16 protein-coding genes are annotated in these 19,164 nt (G+C 69.7%); 12 read left to right on the forward strand and 4 right to left on the reverse strand.

The genetic code is table 11. The features are described 5' to 3' along the window. Nucleotides 1-202: 202 nt before the first annotated feature. Together Q0741_RS06850 and Q0741_RS06855 are read left to right on the forward strand one after the other, a co-directional pair. The gene (locus Q0741_RS06850) at nucleotides 203-1,420 is read left to right on the forward strand and encodes a hypothetical protein (protein WP_298232451.1); all 1,218 of its coding nucleotides are present in this window, start codon (nucleotides 203-205) and stop codon (nucleotides 1,418-1,420) included. Nucleotides 1,421-1,523: 103 nt separating this feature from the next. Beyond that, nucleotides 1,524-2,435 carry a DMT family transporter gene (locus Q0741_RS06855; protein ID WP_298232452.1) on the forward strand — a complete coding sequence of 304 codons (912 nt, stop codon included), beginning with the start codon at nucleotides 1,524-1,526 and terminating at the stop codon, nucleotides 2,433-2,435. Nucleotides 2,436-2,462: 27 nt separating this feature from the next. On the opposite strand, the gene Q0741_RS06860 is transcribed toward Q0741_RS06855, so the two are convergent. Together Q0741_RS06860 and kduD are read right to left on the reverse strand one after the other, a co-directional pair. Next, nucleotides 2,463-3,437, reverse strand: coding sequence for a sulfite exporter TauE/SafE family protein (locus Q0741_RS06860; RefSeq protein WP_298232453.1), 975 nt, complete (start codon nucleotides 3,435-3,437; stop codon nucleotides 2,463-2,465). A 481-nt stretch (nucleotides 3,438-3,918) separates the two neighbouring features. Beyond that, entirely contained in the window at nucleotides 3,919-4,683 is a 765-nt protein-coding gene (gene kduD, locus Q0741_RS06865) for a 2-dehydro-3-deoxy-D-gluconate 5-dehydrogenase KduD (protein WP_298232454.1), read from the reverse strand. Between the two features lie 426 nt (nucleotides 4,684-5,109). Here kduD and Q0741_RS06870 point away from each other — a divergent pair, with 426 nt between their 5' ends. From Q0741_RS06870 to Q0741_RS06905, 8 genes are all read left to right on the forward strand, one after another. Further along, entirely contained in the window at nucleotides 5,110-6,006 is an 897-nt protein-coding gene (locus Q0741_RS06870; protein ID WP_298232455.1) for a transporter substrate-binding domain-containing protein, read from the forward strand. 185 nt (nucleotides 6,007-6,191) lie between these two features. Beyond that, entirely contained in the window at nucleotides 6,192-7,265 is a 1,074-nt protein-coding gene (locus tag Q0741_RS06875) for an asparaginase (protein ID WP_298232456.1), read from the forward strand. A 289-nt stretch (nucleotides 7,266-7,554) separates the two neighbouring features. Further along, the gene (locus tag Q0741_RS06880; RefSeq protein ID WP_298232457.1) at nucleotides 7,555-8,298 is read left to right on the forward strand and encodes an amino acid ABC transporter permease; all 744 of its coding nucleotides are present in this window, start codon (nucleotides 7,555-7,557) and stop codon (nucleotides 8,296-8,298) included. Then, nucleotides 8,298-8,963 (forward strand): amino acid ABC transporter permease, encoded by a 666-nt coding sequence (locus Q0741_RS06885; RefSeq protein WP_298232458.1) that lies wholly within the window; start codon nucleotides 8,298-8,300, stop codon nucleotides 8,961-8,963. Before Q0741_RS06880 ends, Q0741_RS06885 begins: the two co-directional genes overlap by 1 nt. Nucleotides 8,964-8,975: 12 nt before the next feature. Next, the gene (locus Q0741_RS06890; protein ID WP_298232459.1) at nucleotides 8,976-9,710 is read left to right on the forward strand and encodes an amino acid ABC transporter ATP-binding protein; all 735 of its coding nucleotides are present in this window, start codon (nucleotides 8,976-8,978) and stop codon (nucleotides 9,708-9,710) included. Between the two features lie 166 nt (nucleotides 9,711-9,876). After that, the gene (locus Q0741_RS06895) at nucleotides 9,877-11,802 is read left to right on the forward strand and encodes an ATP-binding protein (RefSeq protein ID WP_298232460.1); all 1,926 of its coding nucleotides are present in this window, start codon (nucleotides 9,877-9,879) and stop codon (nucleotides 11,800-11,802) included. Further along, nucleotides 11,799-13,163: a sigma-54 dependent transcriptional regulator gene (locus Q0741_RS06900; protein ID WP_298232461.1), complete on the forward strand. Its 1,365-nt coding sequence runs from the start codon at nucleotides 11,799-11,801 to the stop codon at nucleotides 13,161-13,163. Before Q0741_RS06895 ends, Q0741_RS06900 begins: the two co-directional genes overlap by 4 nt. Before the next feature lie 703 nt (nucleotides 13,164-13,866). Next, nucleotides 13,867-14,565: a transglycosylase SLT domain-containing protein gene (locus Q0741_RS06905; RefSeq protein ID WP_298232462.1), complete on the forward strand. Its 699-nt coding sequence runs from the start codon at nucleotides 13,867-13,869 to the stop codon at nucleotides 14,563-14,565. Between the two features lie 25 nt (nucleotides 14,566-14,590). Here the strand turns inward: Q0741_RS06905 and Q0741_RS06910 are convergent, their stop codons facing one another. Further along, entirely contained in the window at nucleotides 14,591-14,800 is a 210-nt protein-coding gene (locus Q0741_RS06910; RefSeq protein ID WP_298232463.1) for a DUF3606 domain-containing protein, read from the reverse strand. Between the two features lie 292 nt (nucleotides 14,801-15,092). Between Q0741_RS06910 and Q0741_RS06915 the strand changes: the two genes are divergently transcribed. Beyond that, nucleotides 15,093-16,322: a hypothetical protein gene (locus tag Q0741_RS06915; protein WP_298232464.1), complete on the forward strand. Its 1,230-nt coding sequence runs from the start codon at nucleotides 15,093-15,095 to the stop codon at nucleotides 16,320-16,322. Between the two features lie 113 nt (nucleotides 16,323-16,435). After that, nucleotides 16,436-17,500, forward strand: a complete 1,065-nt coding sequence (locus Q0741_RS06920) for a DUF1176 domain-containing protein (protein ID WP_298232465.1) — start codon at nucleotides 16,436-16,438, stop codon at nucleotides 17,498-17,500. A 77-nt stretch (nucleotides 17,501-17,577) separates the two neighbouring features. Here Q0741_RS06920 and Q0741_RS06925 read toward each other — a convergent pair whose 3' ends face one another. Next, nucleotides 17,578-19,029 (reverse strand): sulfatase, encoded by a 1,452-nt coding sequence (locus tag Q0741_RS06925; RefSeq protein WP_298232466.1) that lies wholly within the window; start codon nucleotides 19,027-19,029, stop codon nucleotides 17,578-17,580. Nucleotides 19,030-19,164 lie beyond the last annotated feature (135 nt).

A 19,164-nucleotide genomic window follows, 5' to 3' on the forward strand; every position in this document is an offset into this window, starting at 1 on the left:
ACCTGGCTCAGGCCGTTGAAAAAGTCACTCACGTACGGGTCTCCTCGATAGCGGGGTAGAGGGCGCGGTAGCGCGCATACTGGTCGGAATAGGCGGTGCGGAGCGCCGGGTCAGGCGCGACGACGCGCTTGATGCCGGGCATGGTCATGATCTCGGCCGGATCAGCGCCTTCGGCGGCGCAGAGGCCGAGGCGGGCGACGCCGTGGGCGCCGCGCGCGCGGTGCTGCTGCTGGTGCAGATCCGCACCGACCGGATGGAGCCGGCGCTGGCCGGCGGGCTGCTGCGCCGCGCCGCGCGCTGGCTCGAAAGCTTGCCGCCCTGTGCTGAGCAGGGCCATCACGCCTGGATGTCGAGCCGGCTGGCGCTGGCGTTAGGCGACCTGGACGCCGCGCTGCGCCATGCCGACGCGGCCCTGGCCCTGGGTCGGGCGCTGGGCCATGCGGACATCGAATGCCTGGGGCTGGCCTATCGCGGGCAGGCGCTGATGGTGCAGGGCGACTACGCCGCGGCCTGCGAACAGCACGAGGAGGCCGCGGCCGCCATCCGCCTGGGCGGCGTGAGCCTGTGGGTGGTGGGCTGGGTGTACTGCTCCGTCATCACGGCCAGCCGCAATCGCTGCGACTGGTTGCGCGCGATGCAGTGGACGCAGGCCTTCGCCGAGTGGTGCCGCGCCAGCCGGATGACGGCCTTCCCCGGTACTTGCCGCCTTTACTGCGCCGAGGTGCGCGGCGTGCGCGGCGAGCTCGACGCCGCCGCGGACGAGGTCCACAGGACCGCCGCACTGCTGGCACAGGCGGCGCCCTGGGCCGAGGGCGACGCGTACCGCGTGCTGGGCGACATCCGCCTCACTTGCGGCGACCTGGCCGGCGCGGAGGCCGCATTTCGCCGTGCCCATGCCCTGGGCTGGGAGCCGCAGCCCGGCCTGGCGCGGCTGCAGATGGCCCTGGGCCAGCCGCAACAGGCGCTGCGCGGGCTGGAGCGCGCGCTGGCCGACAGCAACTGGGCTTTGTGCGAGCGGCGGGCGCAGTTGCTGTGCACGCTGGTGCATGCCGCGCTGGCCGTCGGCGAGGTGGAGCGCGCACGCGAGGCGCTGCAACTGCTGGAGTCCGACCCGCAGCTGCTGGCCCCGCAAGCCTTGCAGGCCCTGGCCGCACAGGCCCGCGCCGAGCTGGACTGGCACGAGCAGCGGCATGCCCAGGCGATCCAGCAGCTGCGCCGGGCCGTGCGCCATTGGCACGCGGTGGGCGCGCCCGCGGGCGAGGCCGAGGCGCGCGTGCGGCTGGCCGAATGCCTGCAGGCGGATAGGGATCTCGCCGCCGCCGAGATGGAGCTGTACGCGCTGGAGTCCACTCCCGTGCTGGCGGCGGTCGTCGGGCTGCACGCGCGCATGGCGGCGCTGCGCGGGACGCTGCGGGGCTGAGGCCGGCCGCGCGCCACCGCCAGGTTGCACCCGCAACCGGGCGCAAGTGGGCCTTGTCCACGCACGAAGGCCGGTTTGGGGCGGGCTCCCTAGAATTCGTGCGATGTCTGTTCTCTCTTCCGGCCCCGTCGCGCGGGAGCGCCAGTGGCCCGGGCTGCTTCTCGCCGCCGGCGGTGCCACCGCCTTTTCCGGCAAGGCCATCATCGTCAAGCTCGCCTACCGCTACGGTGTCGATGCGGTGACGGTGATCATGCTGCGCATGCTGTTCGCTCTGCCGCTGTTCCTGTTGCTGGCGGCCTGGGCCGGCCGTGGGCGCCCGGCGCTGACGCGGCGCGACTGGCGCGCCGTCGTGCTGCTGGGCTTCAGCGGCTACTACCTCGCCAGCTACCTCGACTTCCTGGGGCTGCAGTACGTCAGCGCCAGCCTGGAGCGGCTGGTGCTCTACCTCAACCCCACGCTGGTGCTGCTGCTGGGCTGGCTGCTGTTCGGGCGCCGTACCAGCCGCCGCCAGTGGATCGCCATGGGCGTGAGCTACGCCGGCGTGCTGGTGGCCTTCGGGCAGGAGGCGCAGTTCGCCGGCACGCAGGCCGGGCTGGGCCTGCTGCTGGTGCTGGGCAGCGCGCTGAGCTATGCGCTGTATCTGACCTACTCCGGCGAGGAGGTGCGGCGCCTCGGGGCGCTGCGGCTCACGGGGCTGGCCACCAGCGTGGCCTGCGTGCTGTGCATCGCGCAGTACCTGCTGCTGCGCCCGGTGGCGGCGCTGGCGGACGTGGCGCCGGCGGTGTGGTGGCTGTCGTTGCTCAACGCCACGGCCTGCACCTTCGCGCCGGTGCTGATGGTCATGCTGGCCATCGAGCGCATCGGGCCGAGCGCGACGGCACAGACCGGGATGGTGGGCCCCATGAGCACCATCGCCATGGGCGTGCTGATCCTGGGCGAGCCCTTCACGCCGGGCGTGGTGCTGGGCACGGTGCTGGTGCTCGCCGGCGTGGCCTTGCTCAACCGCCGGCGCTGAGCCGGCGAGGGCGGCGCCCGGCGGGCGTCAGGCCAGGGCCCGCCACACGTTGTAGGCGCTCAGCAGCGTGATCAGGCAGCCCACGACGGTCATGAGCGTGCGCGGCTGCAGCCGCTTGCACAGCAGCGCGGCGAAGGGCGCGGCGAACAGGCCGCCGAACACCAGCCCCGCCACCAGCAGCCAGGTGGTGGGCTCGCCGGCCAGCAGGATGAAGGACGTGGCGCTGGAGAGCGTCAGGAAGAACTCGGCGAAGTTCACCGAGCCGATGGTGGTGCGCGGGTCGCCGCCGGCGCCGATGAGGTTGCTGGTGACCACCGGGCCCCAGCCGCCGCCGCCCGTGGCGTCCACGAAGCCGCCCAGCAGCGCGAGCTTGCCCACGTGGCGCGGCTCCTTGCGCTGGAAGCGCGCCCGCCACGCCTTGCGCAGGATGTACAGCCCCATCAGCAGCAGGTAGGCCGAGACGATGGGCTTCATCACCGAGGCGTCGAACTGCGTGACCACCACCGCGCCCAGGATCGCGCCCAGGCTGCCCGGCACCAGCAGGCGCAGGAACAGCGACTTGTTGACGTTGCCCAGCTTGCAGTGCGAGATGCCCGACAGGCCGGTGGTGAAGACCTCGGCGATGTGCACGCTGGCGCTGGCCGCCGCCGGCGTGGCGCCCGCGCCCAGCAGGAAGGTGGTGGCCGTCACGCCGTAGGCCATGCCCAGCGCGCCGTCCACCGCCTGCGCCAGGAAACCCACGCCCACCGCGCTCCAGAAGGTGGGGCTGGCCAGCGCGTCGCGCACCACCTGCACCCCGCTGACCCCGTCCGTACCAAAGAACAGCCGCCACGCCAGGAAGCTCAGCAGGGCGCACAGGATCGACACCGCCACCCACAGCGCGATGCGCAGCTCCGGATGGTCGTCGGGATGGTGCGAGGCCGAGAGATCGACCGGCGGGGCAGTCTGCGACGCGGCGGCGAGGGGAACGGGAACGGTGTCCAGGGGGCTGCGTGCTTCCATGTGGGCGGGGCCCGCACCGCCGGCCAATCGGCCGGCATATGCCGGGCGCAACGAAGAACAGCCATGAAATTAATAAGCACGTTCCTGCCCGCCTACGAAGCATTTGCTGCTTTCTTATGCGATTTCCGTGCTTGTAAGCGTGTTCCTCATAACGGCTGCGCCGGCTGCAATTGCTTGCGTGCGAGGGCTTCCGCTCACGCTTGGCCCCGCGAACGCGCGCTTGCAATTCAGATGGGGTTTGGCGTTGGGCATCGTGACGCGCTGCCCGTTGGGCGCACGTAAGCCGGACAGGCGGCGTTGCAGGCGATGCCGAGCCCGAGGTTGAGCCGGTGACGATGGCCGTGCGGCCCTGGAGAGACTTCTCGTTCACCCCGCGCGGCCGACGTCATCGCCGCAGCAGGGCGCCGCCGCCCGCCCGCGCGCGATGGCACGGATGATCCGCTTCGAGCTGGCTTGACCAACGAGCAGCGGCGCGCGGCCCTCAGCGCGCCAGCCAGCCCCCGTCCACGGCCAGCGTGAAACCGTGCACGTAGTCCGAGGCGGCGCTGGCCAGGAACACGACCGGGCCGGCCAGGTCCTCGGCGCCGCCCCAGCGTCCGGCCGGGATGCGCTCCAGGATCGCCCGGTTGCGCTGCTCGTCCGCGCGCAGCGCCGCGGTGTTGTCGGTCGCCATGTAGCCGGGCGCGATGGCATTGACGTTGATGCCATGCGCCGCCCACTCGTTGGCCAGTTCGCGCGTGAGGCCCAGCACGCCGCTCTTGGACGCGGTGTAGGAGGGCACGCGCACGCCGCCCTGGTACGACAGCATCGAGGCGATGTTGATCACCTTGCCCCCGCCGCCCTGCGCCACCAGGCGCCGCGCCACGGCCTGCGACAGGAAGAACACGCTCTTGAGATTGAGGTCCACCACCTCGTCCCAGTCCTGCTCGCTGAAGTCCAGCGCATCGGCGCGCCGGATGGTGCCGGCGTTGTTGACCAGGATGTCGATGCGCCCGAACGCATCGGTGGCCTGCCGCACCAGCCCGTCGAAGGACGCGATGTCGCTGAAGTCGGTGGGCAGGTGCAGCGCCGGCGTGCCGCGCTCGGCCAGCAGCGCCAGCGTCTCGTCGGGCCGGCTGCGGGTGAGGGCGACGATGCGCGCGCCCGCGCCGGCCAGCGCCAGGGCCATGCCCTGGCCCAGGCCCTTGTTGCAGCCGGTGACCAGCGCCACGCGGCCGGTGAGATCGAACAGGGGAGGGTTCTGCATGAGGTGCTTTCCTTGTGTTGAAGGCTGCGCGCCGCGCTGCCTCTGGCGTTCGTTGTCATTATGAAACCGGTTTCTGAGGTGCAAAACCGGTATTCACGTGCAAGGCCAGGAAAACCCGGGGGCTTCGGCCGCTGGCGTGGTCGCGAGAAATTCATCCCCTTGGCGGGGCGAAGCACGGGCGGCACCGCGATGGCCGGTGCGCCACTCCCGGGTCCGGCCAAGGACGGAAATCCGTCTCTTCGAAGTCACGGACGGCCGGCAAGTGTCGGATTTCCGTCCATCCGCCGGCGCTTGCGGGCACGGCGTTCCTTGTGAATCAAGCACTTGAGCGCGCCGGCCGGCCTGGCGGCGCACTGGCACGCTCCCTGCGACAAGACGGCGCATCGCGCGAACCACCGCCGCGTCCATCCCCAAGGAGCCTTGTCCATGTTCTTCCGTCCGCGTCCCTGGCTGCTGCCGCTGCTGGCCCTGCTGCTGGCCGCGGCTGCCCGCGCGCAGGACATGGGCACGCTGGAGCGCATCGCGCAGACCGGCACCATCAACCTGGGCCACCGCGAGTACGCCGCGCCCTTCTCCTATTACGACGGCAAGAAGCAGGTGGTGGGCTACTCGCACGAGCTGATGCTGCGGCTGCTGGAGAGCATCAAGGCGGAGCTGAAGCTGCCGGCGCTCACCATCCGGCTGGTGCCCGTGACCACGCAGAACCGCATTCCGCTGGTGCAGAACGGCACCGTGGACCTGGAGTGCGCCGCGACCTCGCACACCCTGGAGCGCGAGCCGCTGGTGAGCTTCTCCAACTCCATCTTCGTGGTCGGGCTGCGGCTGCTGGTGCACAAGGACTCGGGCATCCGCGACTTCGCCGACCTCGCCGGCCGCGCGGTGGCCGTCACCGCCGGCACCACCTCCGAGCGCGTGCTGCGCACCTACAACGAGAACCAGGGCCGGCGGCTGAAGATCCTGCTGGCGCGGGAGCAGGGCGCCGCCTTCAAGCTGCTGGAGAGCGGCGAGGCCCAGGCCGTGATGCACGACGACGCGCTGCTCTACGGCGAGCGCGCCAAGGCCAAGAAGCCCGAGGACTGGATCGTCGTGGGCACGCCGCTGGCGTCGGAGGTGTACGGCTGCATGCTGCGCAAGGGCGACACCGCCTTCAAGCAGGTGGTGGACCGCGGCCTGGAGCGGCTGATGCGCTCCGGCGAGGCACGCCAGATCTACACCCGCTGGTTCCAGCGCCCCATCCCGCCCAAGGGCCTCAACCTCAACTGGCCGCCCTCCGAGGCGCTGCTGGAGCTCTACCGCAACCCCAACGACCGGCCGCCGGGATAGCCGGCACCGGACTCACGACGTTCCGTTCGGGCCGGGCCCTTCGACGGGCTCAGGGCGAACGGGGAAAGCAACCACCGCGCATCGCGCCCCGGCCAGACGCCGTGGCGCAAGCACTGGCCGCCCCTCGCCGCACGAGGGCGCGGGGCGGCCACCTTCCGTTCCCGATCAACACAGGAAGCTCTCCCATGCTGACGAAGACCTTCACCCGCTCGCTGGCCGCCTCCCTCCTCGGCTTGGTGCTGGCCGCCTCCGTGCACGCTCAACAGGCCAAGCCTCAGGTCACGATCCTCGCCACCGGCGGCACCATCGCCGGCGCCGGGGCCAGCGCCGCCAACAGCGCCACCTACCAGGCGGCCAAGGTGCCGGTGGACAAGCTCATCGCCGGCATTCCCGAGATCGGCAAGCTCGCCGACGTGCGCGGCGAGCAGGTGTTCCAGATCGCTTCCGAGAGCTTCACCGACGAGCACCTGCTGGCGCTGGGGCGCCGCGTCGCCGCGCTGGCCAAGCAGCCCGACGTGGACGGCATCGTCATCACGCACGGCACCGACACGCTGGAGGAAACCGCCTTCTTCCTGAACCTGGTGGTGCCCACCGAGAAGCCGGTGGTGCTGGTGGGCTCGATGCGCCCGGGCACGGCGCTGTCGGCCGACGGCGCGCTGAACCTCTACAACGCGGTGGCCACCGCCTCGGACCGCGCCTCGCGCGGCAAGGGCGTGCTGGTGGTGATGAACGACGAGATCTTCTCGGGCCGCGACGTCACCAAGGCCATCAACATCCGCACCGAGGCCTTCAAGAGCCCCTGGGGTTCCCTGGGCATGGTGGTTGAGGGCCGCACCTACTGGTTCCGCGCCCCGGTCAAGCGCCACACGGTGGGCTCGGAGTTCAACATCGAGACGATCAAGTCGCTGCCGGCGGTGGGCATCGCCTACGGCAGCGGCAACGCCACGGACGTGGCCTACAAGGCGCTGGCCGCCAGCGGCGCCAAGGCACTGATCCATGCCGGCACGGGCAACGGCTCGGTGTCGGCGCAGGTGGTGCCGGCGCTGCGCGAGCTGCGCTCGCAGGGCGTGCAGATCGTGCGCTCCGCGCGCGTGACCGGCGGCGGCTTCGTGCTGCGCAACGCCGAGCAGCCCGACGACCAGTACGACTGGGTCGTGGCGCATGACCTGAACCCGCAGAAGGCCCGCATCCTGGCCGCGCTGGCGCTCACGCGCACGACGGACGCGCGCGAGGTGCAGCGGTACTTCATGGAGTACTGAACCGGTTCCAAGGGCGCCAGGCGCATCCCGTTAGCCGGAGCGTTTCGCTTCCTGCTTCGTCATCCCCGCGCGGGCGGGGATCCAGGCAGCCCCACGCCGGAGCGAAGCAAGGACGCAGCGAACCGGGCTTGAGGCCGCGGCGTGCCAACCAGGCCTCTGGCGGCCCACTTGGGGGCCGCCTGGATTCCCGCCTTCGCGGGAATGACGAAGTGGTAGGCGGGCCGCTTGAGCCTCCGGGCAACAACAACATCCCTCACGCTCCGCGTGAGGCTTCATCGAGGAGTCAGCGATGACTTGGGACTGGCAGGTCTTCTGCAAGAGCACATTGGGTGAGGAGGCCGGCGCGAGCTGCTTCGGCCAGAACGGCGACGTCACGTACCTGGACTGGCTGCTGTCGGCCTGGGGCTGGACGCTGTCGGTGTCGGCGCTGGCGCTGATGGTCGCGCTCGCAACCGGCATCCTCGTCGGCATCCTGCGCACGCTGCCCTCGGCGCCGTGGCGCTGGTTCGGCAACGCGTGGACGGAGGTGTTCCGCAACATCCCGCTGCTGGTGCAGATCTTCATCTGGTACCACGTGCTGCCGCAGGTCTTTCCCGTGCTGCAGCAGCTCCCCAGCCTGCTGCTGGTGGTGTTCGCGCTGGGCTTCTTCACCTCGGCGCGCGTGTCGGAGCAGGTCAAGGCCGGCATACAGGCCCTGCCGCGCGGGCAGCGCATGGCGGGCCTGGCCATGGGCCTGACGCTGCCGCAGACCTACCGCCACGTGCTGCTGCCCATGGCGCTGCGCATCGTCATCCCGCCGCTGACCAGCGAGAGCATGAACATCATCAAGAACTCGGCCGTGGCCTTCGCCGTGTCCATCGCCGAGCTCACCATGTTCGCGATGCAGGCGCAGGAGGAGACCTCGCGCGGCGTGGAGATCTACCTGGCCGTCACGGGCCTGTACTTCCTGTCGGCGCTGGTGGTCAACCGCATTGCCGGCCTCATCGAGCGCTCGATGCGCGTGCCGGGCCTGGCCGCCGGAGGTGCCAAGTAATGAATCTCGACTTCTCCTTCCTCACCGGCCCGGTGCTGGTGGACTACGTCTCGCGCGGCTTCGCCTTCTCGCTGCAGCTCACGCTGGTGGCGATGCTGGGCGGCATCGCGCTGGGCACGCTGCTGGCGCTGATGCGGCTGTCGGGCAAGCCGTGGCTGGCCGTGCCGGCCGCGGCCTACGTCAACACCATGCGCAGCGTGCCGCTGGTGATGGTGATCCTGTGGTTCTTCCTGCTGGTGCCCATGCTGCTGGGCCGCAGCCTGGGCGCGGAGCTCTCGGCCATCGTCACCTTCACGCTGTTCGAGGCGGCGTACTACTCGGAGATCATGCGCGCGGGCATCCAGAGCGTGCCGCGCGGGCAGATCTTCGCCAGCCAGGCCATGGGCATGACCTACCGCCAGAGCATGCAGCTGGTGGTGCTGCCGCAGGCCTTCCGCAACATGCTGCCGGTGCTGCTGACGCAGACCATCATCCTGTTCCAGGACACCAGCCTGGTGTATGCCATCGGCGCCTACGACCTGCTCAAGGGCTTCGAGGTCGCGGGCAAGAATTTCAACCGGCCGATCGAGACTTACCTCTTCGCCGCGGCCGTCTACTTCGTCATCAGCTTCAGCCTGTCGATGCTGGTCAAGCGCCTGCAGGCCCGCATCGCCATCATCCGTTGAGTGAGCATCGCCATGATCAAGATCAGCAACGTCAGCAAGTGGTACGGCAGCTTCCAGGTGCTCACCGACTGCTCCACCCACATCGAGAAGGGTGAGGTGGTGGTGGTCTGCGGCCCCTCGGGATCGGGCAAGTCCACCCTCATCAAGACCGTCAACGCGCTGGAGCCCTTCCAGAAGGGCGACATCATCGTCAACGGCGTGAGCATCGCCGACCCCAAGACCGACCTGCCCAAGCTGCGCAGCCACGTCGGCATGGTGTTCCAGCACTTCGAGTTGTTCCCGCACCTGTCGGTGACGGAGAACCTCACGCTGGCGCAGATCAAGGTGCTGGGCCGCAGCAAGGACGACGCGATCAAGCGCGGCCTGAAGATGCTCGACCGCGTGGGCCTGACGGCGCACAAGGACAAGTTTCCCGGCCAGCTCTCCGGTGGCCAGCAGCAGCGCGTGGCCATCGCGCGCGCGCTGTCCATGGACCCGATCGTGATGCTCTTCGACGAGCCCACCTCGGCGCTGGACCCGGAGATGGTCGGCGAGGTGCTGGACGTGATGGTGCAGCTCGCCAACGAGGGCATGACCATGATGTGCGTCACGCACGAGATGGGCTTCGCGCGCAAGGTCAGCCACCGCGTGATCTTCATGGACCACGGCAAGATCATCGAGGACTGCAGCAAGCAGGAGTTCTTCGGCAACCCCGACGCGCGCTCGCCGCGGGCCAAGGAGTTCCTGTCCAAGATCCTGCAGCACTGAGCGGCCGCGACGTGCTTGAGGGCGCAACCCTCACCCCGGCCGCTTTCCCGCTAGCGGCCGAGGGAAGGCCGTGGCGGGCGCGAGGCAGCCAGGCGGCCCGCGGGCATGTGGGTGCGGCATGACGGACACTTCGCAGCCTTCCTGCACAGCCTTCCCAGCCCCAGGCATGTCCGCCCCTGCCGAGCCCACCGCCCCCAAGCCCGAAGCGCGCCTGCCGTTGCGCCGCCGCCTGGCGCAGGTGGCGCTGGCGCTGGCGGTGGTGGCCGGCAGCGGCTGGCTGGGCTACACCGTGAGCCGCCAGCACGCCACCGCGGCGCTGCGCACCGAGGCCAGCCACCGCCTGGACCTCTTCGCCATGGCGGTGGAGGGCGTCGTCAAGCGGCTGGAGCACATCCCCGCCACGGTGCAGCTCAACCCGTACATCCTCGCGCTGCTGCGCGAGCCCGCGTCGCCGCAGCGCGTGGACACGGCCAACGCCTGGCTGCGCCGGCTCAACGCGCACCTGGGCAGCATCTCGCTGTTCGTGCTGGACGAGCGCGGCACCGTGCTGGCCTCCAGCAACGCCGGCGAGGGCGACGACAGCCTCGTGGGCGAGGACCTCTCCTTCCGCCCCTACTTCCTGGAAGCGCTGTCGGGCCGCGTGGGGCGGCATTTCGCCATCGGCATCCGGCATGGCGAGCCGGGCTACTTCGTCTCGCATCCCATCCGTGACGGCGCGCGCGTGGTGGGCGTGGCCGTGATCAAGATCGGCCTGCAGGCGGTGGACCAGGCCTGGTCCATGCTCGACGCGCCGGCACTGCTGGCCGACGCGAACCAGGTCGTCATCCTGTCCTCCGAGCCCGCGTGGCTCTACACCGCGCTGGTGGAGCAGCCGGTGGAGCAGCGCGTGGACGCGCAGCTCGGCCGTCTCTACAGCGAGCAGCCCATCAATCCCTTCCCGCTGCCGGTGCAGCTGCGCTTCGACGAGGACGGGCAGGTGATCGACGGCACGGTGCGCGGCGGCGCCTCGCCGCGCGAGTTGCTGCTGCGCCGGGAGATGCTGCTCATCGGCCGCAGCATCGACGGCATGAACTGGCGGCTGCTGACCTTCCTGGACCTGCGCGAGGCGCGCAACCAGGCGCTGGAGCACGCCATCCTGTCGTCGCTGGTGGCGGGCTTCCTGGTGCTGCTGTCGCTGTTCCTGGGCCAGCGCCGCAGCATCGTGCGCCAGCGCCTGGAGGCGCAGCGGCTGCTGGAGCAGGCCAACGCCAACCTGGAGCAGAAGGTGGCGCGGCGCACGCGCGTGCTCTCCGACACCAACGCCCGGCTGCGCCGCGAGGTGGCCGAGCGCGTGCAGGCCGAGCAGACGCTGCGCGCGGCGCAGGACGAGCTGATCCAGGCCGCCAAGCTGGCCGTGGTGGGGCAGCTGGCCGCGGGCATCACCCACGAGCTGACGCAGCCGCTGGGCGCGATCCGCACGCTCTCGGGCAACGCCGCGGAGTTCCTGCGCCGCGGCAACCTGCAGGCGGTGGCGGGCAACCTGGACATGGTGGCGCGGTTGTCCGACCAGATGGGCGGGATCATCCAGCCGCTCAAGGCGTTTGCCCGCAAGTCGCCCGCGCTGCCGGCGCGCTGCGACGTGGCGGTGGCCGTGGGCAACGCGCTGTTCCTGTTCCAGCAGCGCATTGCGAAGGAGGAAGTTGAGTTGCACAACGACTGCGAGCCGGGCCAGGTGTTCGCCTGGTGCGACCAGAACCGGCTGGAGCAGGTGCTGATCAACCTCGTCGCCAATGCGCTGGACGCGATGAAGGACGCGCCGCACAAGGCGCTGACGCTGGGGGCGGTGCTGGAGCCGGGCGCGGCGGGTGAGCGCGCGAACGTGCGCATCGACGTGCTGGACAGCGGCAGCGGCTTCTCCACGCAGGCGCTGGGCCGCGTCTTCGAACCCTTCTTCACCACCAAGCCCGTGGGCGCCGGCCTGGGGCTGGGGCTGGTGATCTCGCGCGACATCGCGCGCGACTTCCACGGCGAGCTGGAGGCCGCCAATCGCCCCGAGGGCGGCGCGCGGCTGACGCTGCGGCTGCCTGCGGCGCCGGACAATCACGAACCATGAGCGCTGAACTGACCGTCCTGCTGGTCGAAGACGACCTTCACATGCAGATCGCCTGCGTGCAGGCCCTGCAGCTCGCGGGCCTGGAGGTGCAGGCCGTGGGCTCCGCGGAAGAGGCCTTGCCCAGGCTCGATGCCGGCTTCCCAGGCGTGGTGGTCACGGACATGCGGCTGCCGCGCGCCGATGGGCTGTCGCTCATCCGCCGCTGCCGCGAGCTCGACCCCGACCTGCCGGCCATCATGATCACCGGCCATGGCGACGTGAGCCTGGCGGTGGAGGCCATGCGCAGCGGCGCCTACGACTTCATCACGAAACCCTTCTCGCCCGAGCAGCTGGTGGAGGTGGTGCGCCGCGCGCTGGAAAAGCGCGCGCTGACGCTGGAGGTGGCCTCCCTGCGGCGCGCGCTGCGCGAGCGCGGCGGGGTGGAGGGCAAGATCGTGGGCCGCTCGCCGCAGATCGAGCGCGTGCGCCGCCTCGTGATGGACGTTGCGGACTCGCCGGTGGACGTGCTCATCCACGGCGAGACCGGCACCGGCAAGGAGGTCGTTGCGCAGGCACTGCACGAGCTGTCGCAGCGGCGCGGCGCGCCCTTCGTGGCGCTGAACTGCGGCGGCCTGCCGGACAACCTGCTCGACAGCGAGCTGTTCGGCCACGAGGCCGGCGCCTTTACCGGCGCGCAACGGCGGCGCGTCGGCAAGATCGAGCACGCGCACCGCGGCACGCTGTTCCTGGACGAGCTGGAAAGCATGCCCATGGGGGTGCAGATCAAGCTGTTGCGCGTGCTGCAGGAGCGGGTGGTGGAGCGGCTGGGCTCCAACGTGCCGCAGCCGGTGGACGTGCGCGTGGTGGCCGCCACCAAGGACGACCTGCTGGCGCGGGCGAAGCAGGGCAGCTTCCGCGCCGACCTGGTGTACCGGCTCAACGTCGTGACCATCGAGCTGCCGCCGCTGCGCGAGCGGCGCGAGGACATCCCGCTGCTGCTGGAGCATTTCATGCTGCTGGCCGCGAGCCGCTACGGCCGTCCGCAGCCCGAGGTGCGCACGCAACAGATACATAAGCTCATGGCGCACGACTGGCCGGGCAACGTGCGCGAGCTGCGCAACGTGGCGGACTGCCTGGTACTGGGTGTGCGTGCCAACGTGCCGGGGCTGGAAGCCGCCACGGCGGCGCCGGAGCCCGCGCCCACCGCGGCGGAGGAAGGCGGCCCGTCGCTGGTGGAAAGCGTGGAGGGCTATGAGCGCAGCCTGATTCGCGCCGAACTGCAGCGCCAGGGCGGCAACATCGCCCGCAGCGCCAAGGCGCTTCGGATACCCAAGACCACGCTCAACGACAAGATTCGAAAGTACGGCTTGCAGGGGGAATAACAGGCACGCCACCCTGCGGCATTCGTCAAGTAGGACATCTACCGCAAGCGGGTACTCACATCGGTTCGCGCCATTCCACGGTGCGCGTGGACACCGGGTTGCCGCTGCCGTTTGCGCAGCCCTTGTCGTTGCGCCTGCAATCGAACGGGAAAATTCTCCTGTCCCCGTTCGGAAACCGCATGGCACGCCGGCTCGGCACCGATCCGCTGCAGCCTGTCCAGCGGAAGTCGTCGTGCCCGCATCGACGTTGCATTTTTTTTCGTGGCTTGAAGTAACCGTGGGGACATTTCATCCCCCTTTGGTGGGATTTCGGCTCCCCCTTTTAGACTCCGCCCGTCTTGCAGGTGCCGTGACGTATTTCACGGTCCGTCAGCCCAGGGGTTGTGCCTGCGAGATGTGTCCCACGGTGAACGCATTTCCCGGGGATGGCATGCGGTGGCGCTTGCAGCGCGCCGCGGTCCCGGCCACGAGCCGGACGCCGTCCCCACGGGTTTGATAACCGCCTGCGCGTTCTTGTGGGGTCGTGGTTCGGCGCTTCGCGGCTCGCCTTGAGCGGCCCTGGGCGTTGGGATCAGCCTGTCAGGCCTGCAAGCCTCGGTCTTCGGTCTTTTCACTGACCGGGAGGCCGTTGGCGTGCGGTGTCCGGACGACACGCGTGCCGGCCTCTGGCGGAGGTGGCGCCGCACAACAAGGAATGCTTGTGATGACCAGTGTCACCACATCGCGCCGACGCCGTCCGGCGTTCTCGGTTGCCATGGCTAGCCTGGCGCTGACCGTCGGCACCCCCGTCGCCCAGGCGCAGACGCTGCTGGAGGCCCTGCAGAGCATGCGGGCCGTGTCCGTGTCCGTGCCGCTGCCGGTCGAGTCCGCCGCGGGTGCGCCCATGGCGCAGCCTGCGCCCATCCTCGCGCCGGCCAAGCTGGCGGAGGTGCGCAGCGAAGCGGAGAAGGGTGCGCTCGCACGCTTCATCGCTGCCGAGTACAAGACCACGCGGGACCTGGCCGCGCGCATCGTCAACGCCGCTTATGCGGCCGGCGCTCGCTACCAGCTGCAGCCGTCGCTGCTGCTGGCCATCATCTCGCGCGAGTCCACTTTCAACCCCCGTGCCACCAGCGGCTACGGCGCGCAGGGCCTGATGCAGGTCGTGCCGCGCTTCCACATGGACAAGCTGCAGGAGGTGCGCGCCACCTACGCCCAGGCCTCGCTGTACCACCCCGAGACCAACATCGACGTCGGCGCGCGCATCCTGGCCGAGTACATCGGCGCCGAGTCCAGCCTGCAGCGCGGGCTGTCGAAGTACTCGGGCCGGGCCTCCCGCTACTTCGAGAAGGTGATGGCCGAGCACGACGCCTTCGAGCGCGTGCGCAACGAGGCGGAGAAGGCCGACGGCGACAGCGCCTGATCGGTGGCCCGCGGGCCGGGCGCGTTCAGGCGTCTTCCTGGTCCCCCGCCATGCCGCCGGCGCCCAGGTAGTCCTTGATCCTGTCGATGCGCGTGCCCACGGCCTGCGCCGCGCCGACCAGCGCTTCGTCCGTGGTGCCCAGCGCTTCGCTCCAGCGCCTGACGGCGGCTTCGTCCTGGAGATTGACCTGTTCCCGCGACGAGGTGTCCTGCGCGGCTTCCGATTCGTGGCTCATGGCTTCTCCGTTTTTGAGGCTCTGGGCCTATCAGGCAATTCCGGTTCCCGGCGAAGCGGCGATTTCCATATTCCTCCTCCACTATTGTCCGGGGTGCCCCGGGTAATGCCCGGCTCGATCGGCATGAGAGCCGCCCGCGCGTGGCCGGCGTTTGCCATGCCGTCAGTACAATCCGGCCGGCTTGCCAGCAGGAATATTGATCAGGTATTGAGGCCACAGGATGATTTTGAATTTGCCGGGGAAGACGAAACGCGAGAATCTGAACATAACCGTCCGGTGCGTCCGCGGCGCCATGGCGCTGCTGGCGGGCTGTGCCTTGTTCACGGGCTGCACCACCGCGCCACTGTCCCAAAGCGCCGTCTCCGCCAACCTGGTGCAGGAGGATGCGCACAACAAGCTGCTGGCGCTCAACGTGGCGCGGGCCGTGAACCGCATGCCCATGCATTTCACGCAGGTGTCCGCGGTGCGCCCGGCGCCCTACGGTTTCGGGCTGGGCGTTCCGGGCGTGGGGGCGGAATTCTCGCTGGGCGGGGATGCGGCCAATCTCCTCACGCTGCGGCCTTCGCTCAACGGCTCGCCCAACGTGGACATCACGGTGCTGAACGAGCAGGACTTCTTCCGCGGCATCACCACGCCGCTGAAACCCGCGCTGCTGCTGTATTACCTGGACCAGGGCTGGCCCATGTCCATCCTGCTGCCCTTATTCGTGCAGTCCATTGAGTTTTTCGACGAGGCCGGGCAGTTGCGGGAAAGGGTGAGAAATGCGCCGGGCAGCGCGGAATTCCAGCGTTTCACCGATCTCGTCGCCACGCTGTTCCACTGCGAGATTGCCGGCACCTCCACCGGGGAATTCGTCTATTACTCCGGCCGCCTCGATGGATCGCAGCTGAAAGACCCCGTAGGCGCGGCGGCGGCGAAGAATGCCGGGCTGCTGCCGGTGGCGGGCGGGAAGGTCGTCACGCAGGAGCAGGACGCTGCCAATGGCTTCATGCTCGCGGCGGACAACGGCGACCTGGCCCTCACGATGGTCAACAAGCCCGACAGCACGGCCTGCGATCAGTACAAGTTCAAGACGGCGCAGGACCAGGCGCGCGAGGTGTCGTCCACGGTGGCCACCACGCGCGCGGGCGTGGGACGTGAAACGCCGGCGGAGCAGGCCGAAGCGGCGGGCACGGCCGCCGCCAATGCCGCGAAGCTCAGCGCCCGCCTGGTGCTGCGCTCGCCCGAGGCGATGGTCTATTACCTGGGCGAGGTGGTGCGCTGGCAGAACCTGAACCGGCGCCCGCTGCTGTTCCCGGACGGGCCCACGCGGGAGCGGGATTTCATGCTGTTCGACATGCCCACCGCGGACCCGGGCCGCACGGTGTTCAAGTTCGATTACCAGGGCGAGACCTACCACGTGCCGCCCTACGCGTCGGGCAACCGCACCGTGCACGCGCTCTCGCTCCTGACGCAGATCATTGGCCTGCAAAACCGGGGGACGACGTCGCCGGCGACGGCGAACGTGCGGATCGTGCAGTGACGGGCGCCGGCGGGCGAATCCACGCCGCCCTTGGCGCGGGTCGCCCGCCACCCGCCGCGGCCCCGGGCTGCCGGACCGGACAATGCCGCCTCCACCGGCCACGGCCCATTCCAATGCACAAGACGACCTCGCCGCGCACGCTGCTCCTGCTCGCCGGCCTGACCTTCGCCGCTGCCGGCGCCTCGGCGGCGGATACCGTGGCGATCTCCTTCTCCCACCACGACTGGGAGCTCGCCTGCGACAACACCCGCACCTGCCGCGCCGCCGGCTACCAGAGCGACGACGCGGAGTTGCCCGTGTCGGTACTGCTCACGCGCAAGGCCGGTGCAGGAGAAGCGGTCTCCGGCCAGTTGCGGATCGACCTGGGCCGGGACGAGGCGCGGCTGCCGGCTCAACTGAACCTGGCGATGACGGTCAACGGCCAGGGCCAGGGCACGGTCGTCGTGCCCAAGGACCAGCTGCGCGCCGACCTGTCGCCCGCGCAGGTGTCGGCGCTGCTGGCGTCGCTCACGCGCCAGAGCCGCATCGAATGGAGCACCGGGGAGCTGCGCTGGACGCTCTCCGACCAGGGCGCCGCCGCCGTGCTGCTCAAGATGGACGATTTCCAGAAGCGCGTGGGCACGCAGGGCGCGCTGGTGCGCAAGGGAGCGGCGGGCGAGGAGCGCGTGCTGCCCCCGCTGCCGGCGCCGGTGCTCCAGCTCGGGGCGCTGGCCAAGGCGCGGCCGGACGATGCCCGCCTGGCCAGGAAACCGCCCGCCGAGCTGCTCGACGCGCTGCGCGACAGCCTGGACGGCGAGCAGCAGGCGGAGTGCAACCTGCTGATCGAAACCCGGGACGCCGAGGTCGCACTGGCCGTGCACCGCCTGACGAGGTCGAAGCTGCTGGTGTCCAGCCCGTGCTGGCTGGCCGCCTACAACAGCGGCGACGGCATGTGGGTCGTCAACGACAAGCCGCCCTACCAACCGGTGCTGGTCACGACCGCGGGCACGGACTTCTCGGCGGGCGTGATCGGCTCGGTGCAGAAGGGCCGCGGCATCGGCGACTGCTGGGGCCACGAGGAATGGGCCTGGGACGGGCGCCGCTTCGTCCAGACCCTGCGCAGCAGCAGCGGCCTGTGCAAGGGCTTTCCGGGCGGCGCCTGGGACCTTCCTACGCGGGTCATGGAGCTGCGGCGCTGAGAACGGGCCTCACCGTTCGAAAACCAGGTGGGCGCCGTCCGAGGCGCGGCTGCGGCGCATGCCGGCCGCGCCGTGGCTCATCCCGCCGCCACCTCCTCGGCCCTGCGCAGCGTCGCGCCGCCGGCATTGCGCAGCGAGCGCAGTTGCGCCAGCAGCGACATCCGCAGCGGCTCGGGCATGGCCGTGTAGCGGTTCTGCAGCTGGTAGGGGTCGGTCTTGAGCTCGTAGAACTCGCGGAAGCCGTAGTCCCAGAGCACCAGCGTCCGGTCGGTCTGCGTGCGCAAACCCACGTAGGACTGGTAGACGCTGTTGACCTCCGGCGGCTGGCTTTCCAGCAGCAGCGCCTGGCGCCAGCGTGCCGGCGTGCGGCCGCGCAGCAGCGGCACCAGCGAGCGGCCGTCCACGAAGCCGGGCGGCGCCACGCCGGCCAGGGCGGCCAGGGTAGGTGCGAAGTCCACGTTGCTGGTGAGCTGCGTCACCACGCGCCCGGCCGGGATGCCCGGGCCGCAGACCACCAGCGGCACGTGGATGCTCTCCTCGTAGGCGCGCTTCTTGTCGCCGGGGATGCGGTGCTCGCCGTGGAAGTAGCCGTTGTCCGAGGTGAAGACGATGAAGGTGTTGCTCAGCTGCCCCGTGGCCTGCAGCGTCCGTACCACGCTTTCGACCATGTCGTCCAGCGCCAGCGCAGCCTGCAGCTGGCGGCGGTAGAAGCGTCGTATCTGGGCGATGCGGGCGCTGTCCAGCAGCGGCAGCCGCCGCAGCCAGCCGGGCTTGTCACTCACGTCGGCCTCGTTGAACGAGGGCGGGCGCGGCAACTTCACGTCGGGCAGCAGGTCCAGGTAGCGCGCGGGCGCCAGGGACGGCCCGTGCGGCAGGTAGGGCGCCAGGTACAGGAAAAAAGGTTTGCTGGACGGGTCCTTGGCCGCTTCGCGCAGGAAGCGGTTGGCGCGCGTGGTCAGCAGGTCATGGAAATGGTCCTTCGGGTCGTGGCCATACTCGACGGTGTTGCCGTTGTCGTTGACGCTGTAATTCAATTGCCGATATTCGTCCCCACCGTTGGGCGACAACCAGGTGTTCCAGCCCGGCGGGATGTAATTGGGATGGGGCGCCTCGGCTTCATAGGTGTTGAGGTACTTGCCGATCAGCCCGGTGCGGTAGCCCGCGGCTTGCAGCCAAGTGGCGATGGTGGAGGCATCCAGGCCGTCCTTGAAGAATTTCTCGAAACCGCCGTAAGGGCCATGGTTGTCGCGCACGCCATGGTTGTGGCCGTACTGTCCACGCAATATCGTGGCGCGCGAAGCGCAGCACAGGGCCAGGGTGACGAAATGGTTGCGAAACTCCATGCCACGCTGCGTCACCAGCCGCCGCACCTTCGTCATGCTCTGGAAGAGCTGGTATTCCATGTCATCCACCAGGATGAACAGGAAGTTCGGCCGCGGGCCCCCGGCCGGCGCGGCCAGCACCGGTGCGGCCAGACCCGCGGGCAGCGCCTGCACCAGCCGGCGCCGCGACATGTTCACTGCTTTCATGAAGATTCCTTTTCGAAAACCAAGATGAAAAATGAACGAGCAAGGCCACTGGAAAATTTCCAGTGGGCCTTGCGAGCTTGTGAAAAATGGAGCCGGCCGCCGTTGCTGTTATGCGTCCCGAACGCGGCGCCGTAC

It is taken from the genome of uncultured Azohydromonas sp. (genome assembly GCF_937926365.1).
Taxonomy (GTDB): domain Bacteria; phylum Pseudomonadota; class Gammaproteobacteria; order Burkholderiales; family Burkholderiaceae_C; genus Azohydromonas.

Coding starts and splice junctions, on each gene's coding strand:
- Q0741_RS06855 (WP_298232452.1), top strand. CDS start 1,524: ATGTCTGTTCTCTCTTCCGGCCCCGTCGCGCGGGAGCGCCAGTGGCCC.
- Q0741_RS06860 (WP_298232453.1), bottom strand. CDS start 3,437: ATGGAAGCACGCAGCCCCCTGGACACCGTTCCCGTTCCCCTCGCCGCC.
- kduD (WP_298232454.1), bottom strand. CDS start 4,683: ATGCAGAACCCTCCCCTGTTCGATCTCACCGGCCGCGTGGCGCTGGTC.
- Q0741_RS06870 (WP_298232455.1), top strand. CDS start 5,110: ATGTTCTTCCGTCCGCGTCCCTGGCTGCTGCCGCTGCTGGCCCTGCTG.
- Q0741_RS06875 (WP_298232456.1), top strand. CDS start 6,192: ATGCTGACGAAGACCTTCACCCGCTCGCTGGCCGCCTCCCTCCTCGGC.
- Q0741_RS06880 (WP_298232457.1), top strand. CDS start 7,555: ATGACTTGGGACTGGCAGGTCTTCTGCAAGAGCACATTGGGTGAGGAG.
- Q0741_RS06885 (WP_298232458.1), top strand. CDS start 8,298: ATGAATCTCGACTTCTCCTTCCTCACCGGCCCGGTGCTGGTGGACTAC.
- Q0741_RS06890 (WP_298232459.1), top strand. CDS start 8,976: ATGATCAAGATCAGCAACGTCAGCAAGTGGTACGGCAGCTTCCAGGTG.
- Q0741_RS06895 (WP_298232460.1), top strand. CDS start 9,877: ATGTCCGCCCCTGCCGAGCCCACCGCCCCCAAGCCCGAAGCGCGCCTG.
- Q0741_RS06900 (WP_298232461.1), top strand. CDS start 11,799: ATGAGCGCTGAACTGACCGTCCTGCTGGTCGAAGACGACCTTCACATG.
- Q0741_RS06905 (WP_298232462.1), top strand. CDS start 13,867: ATGACCAGTGTCACCACATCGCGCCGACGCCGTCCGGCGTTCTCGGTT.
- Q0741_RS06910 (WP_298232463.1), bottom strand. CDS start 14,800: ATGAGCCACGAATCGGAAGCCGCGCAGGACACCTCGTCGCGGGAACAG.
- Q0741_RS06915 (WP_298232464.1), top strand. CDS start 15,093: ATGGCGCTGCTGGCGGGCTGTGCCTTGTTCACGGGCTGCACCACCGCG.
- Q0741_RS06920 (WP_298232465.1), top strand. CDS start 16,436: ATGCACAAGACGACCTCGCCGCGCACGCTGCTCCTGCTCGCCGGCCTG.
- Q0741_RS06925 (WP_298232466.1), bottom strand. CDS start 19,029: ATGAAAGCAGTGAACATGTCGCGGCGCCGGCTGGTGCAGGCGCTGCCC.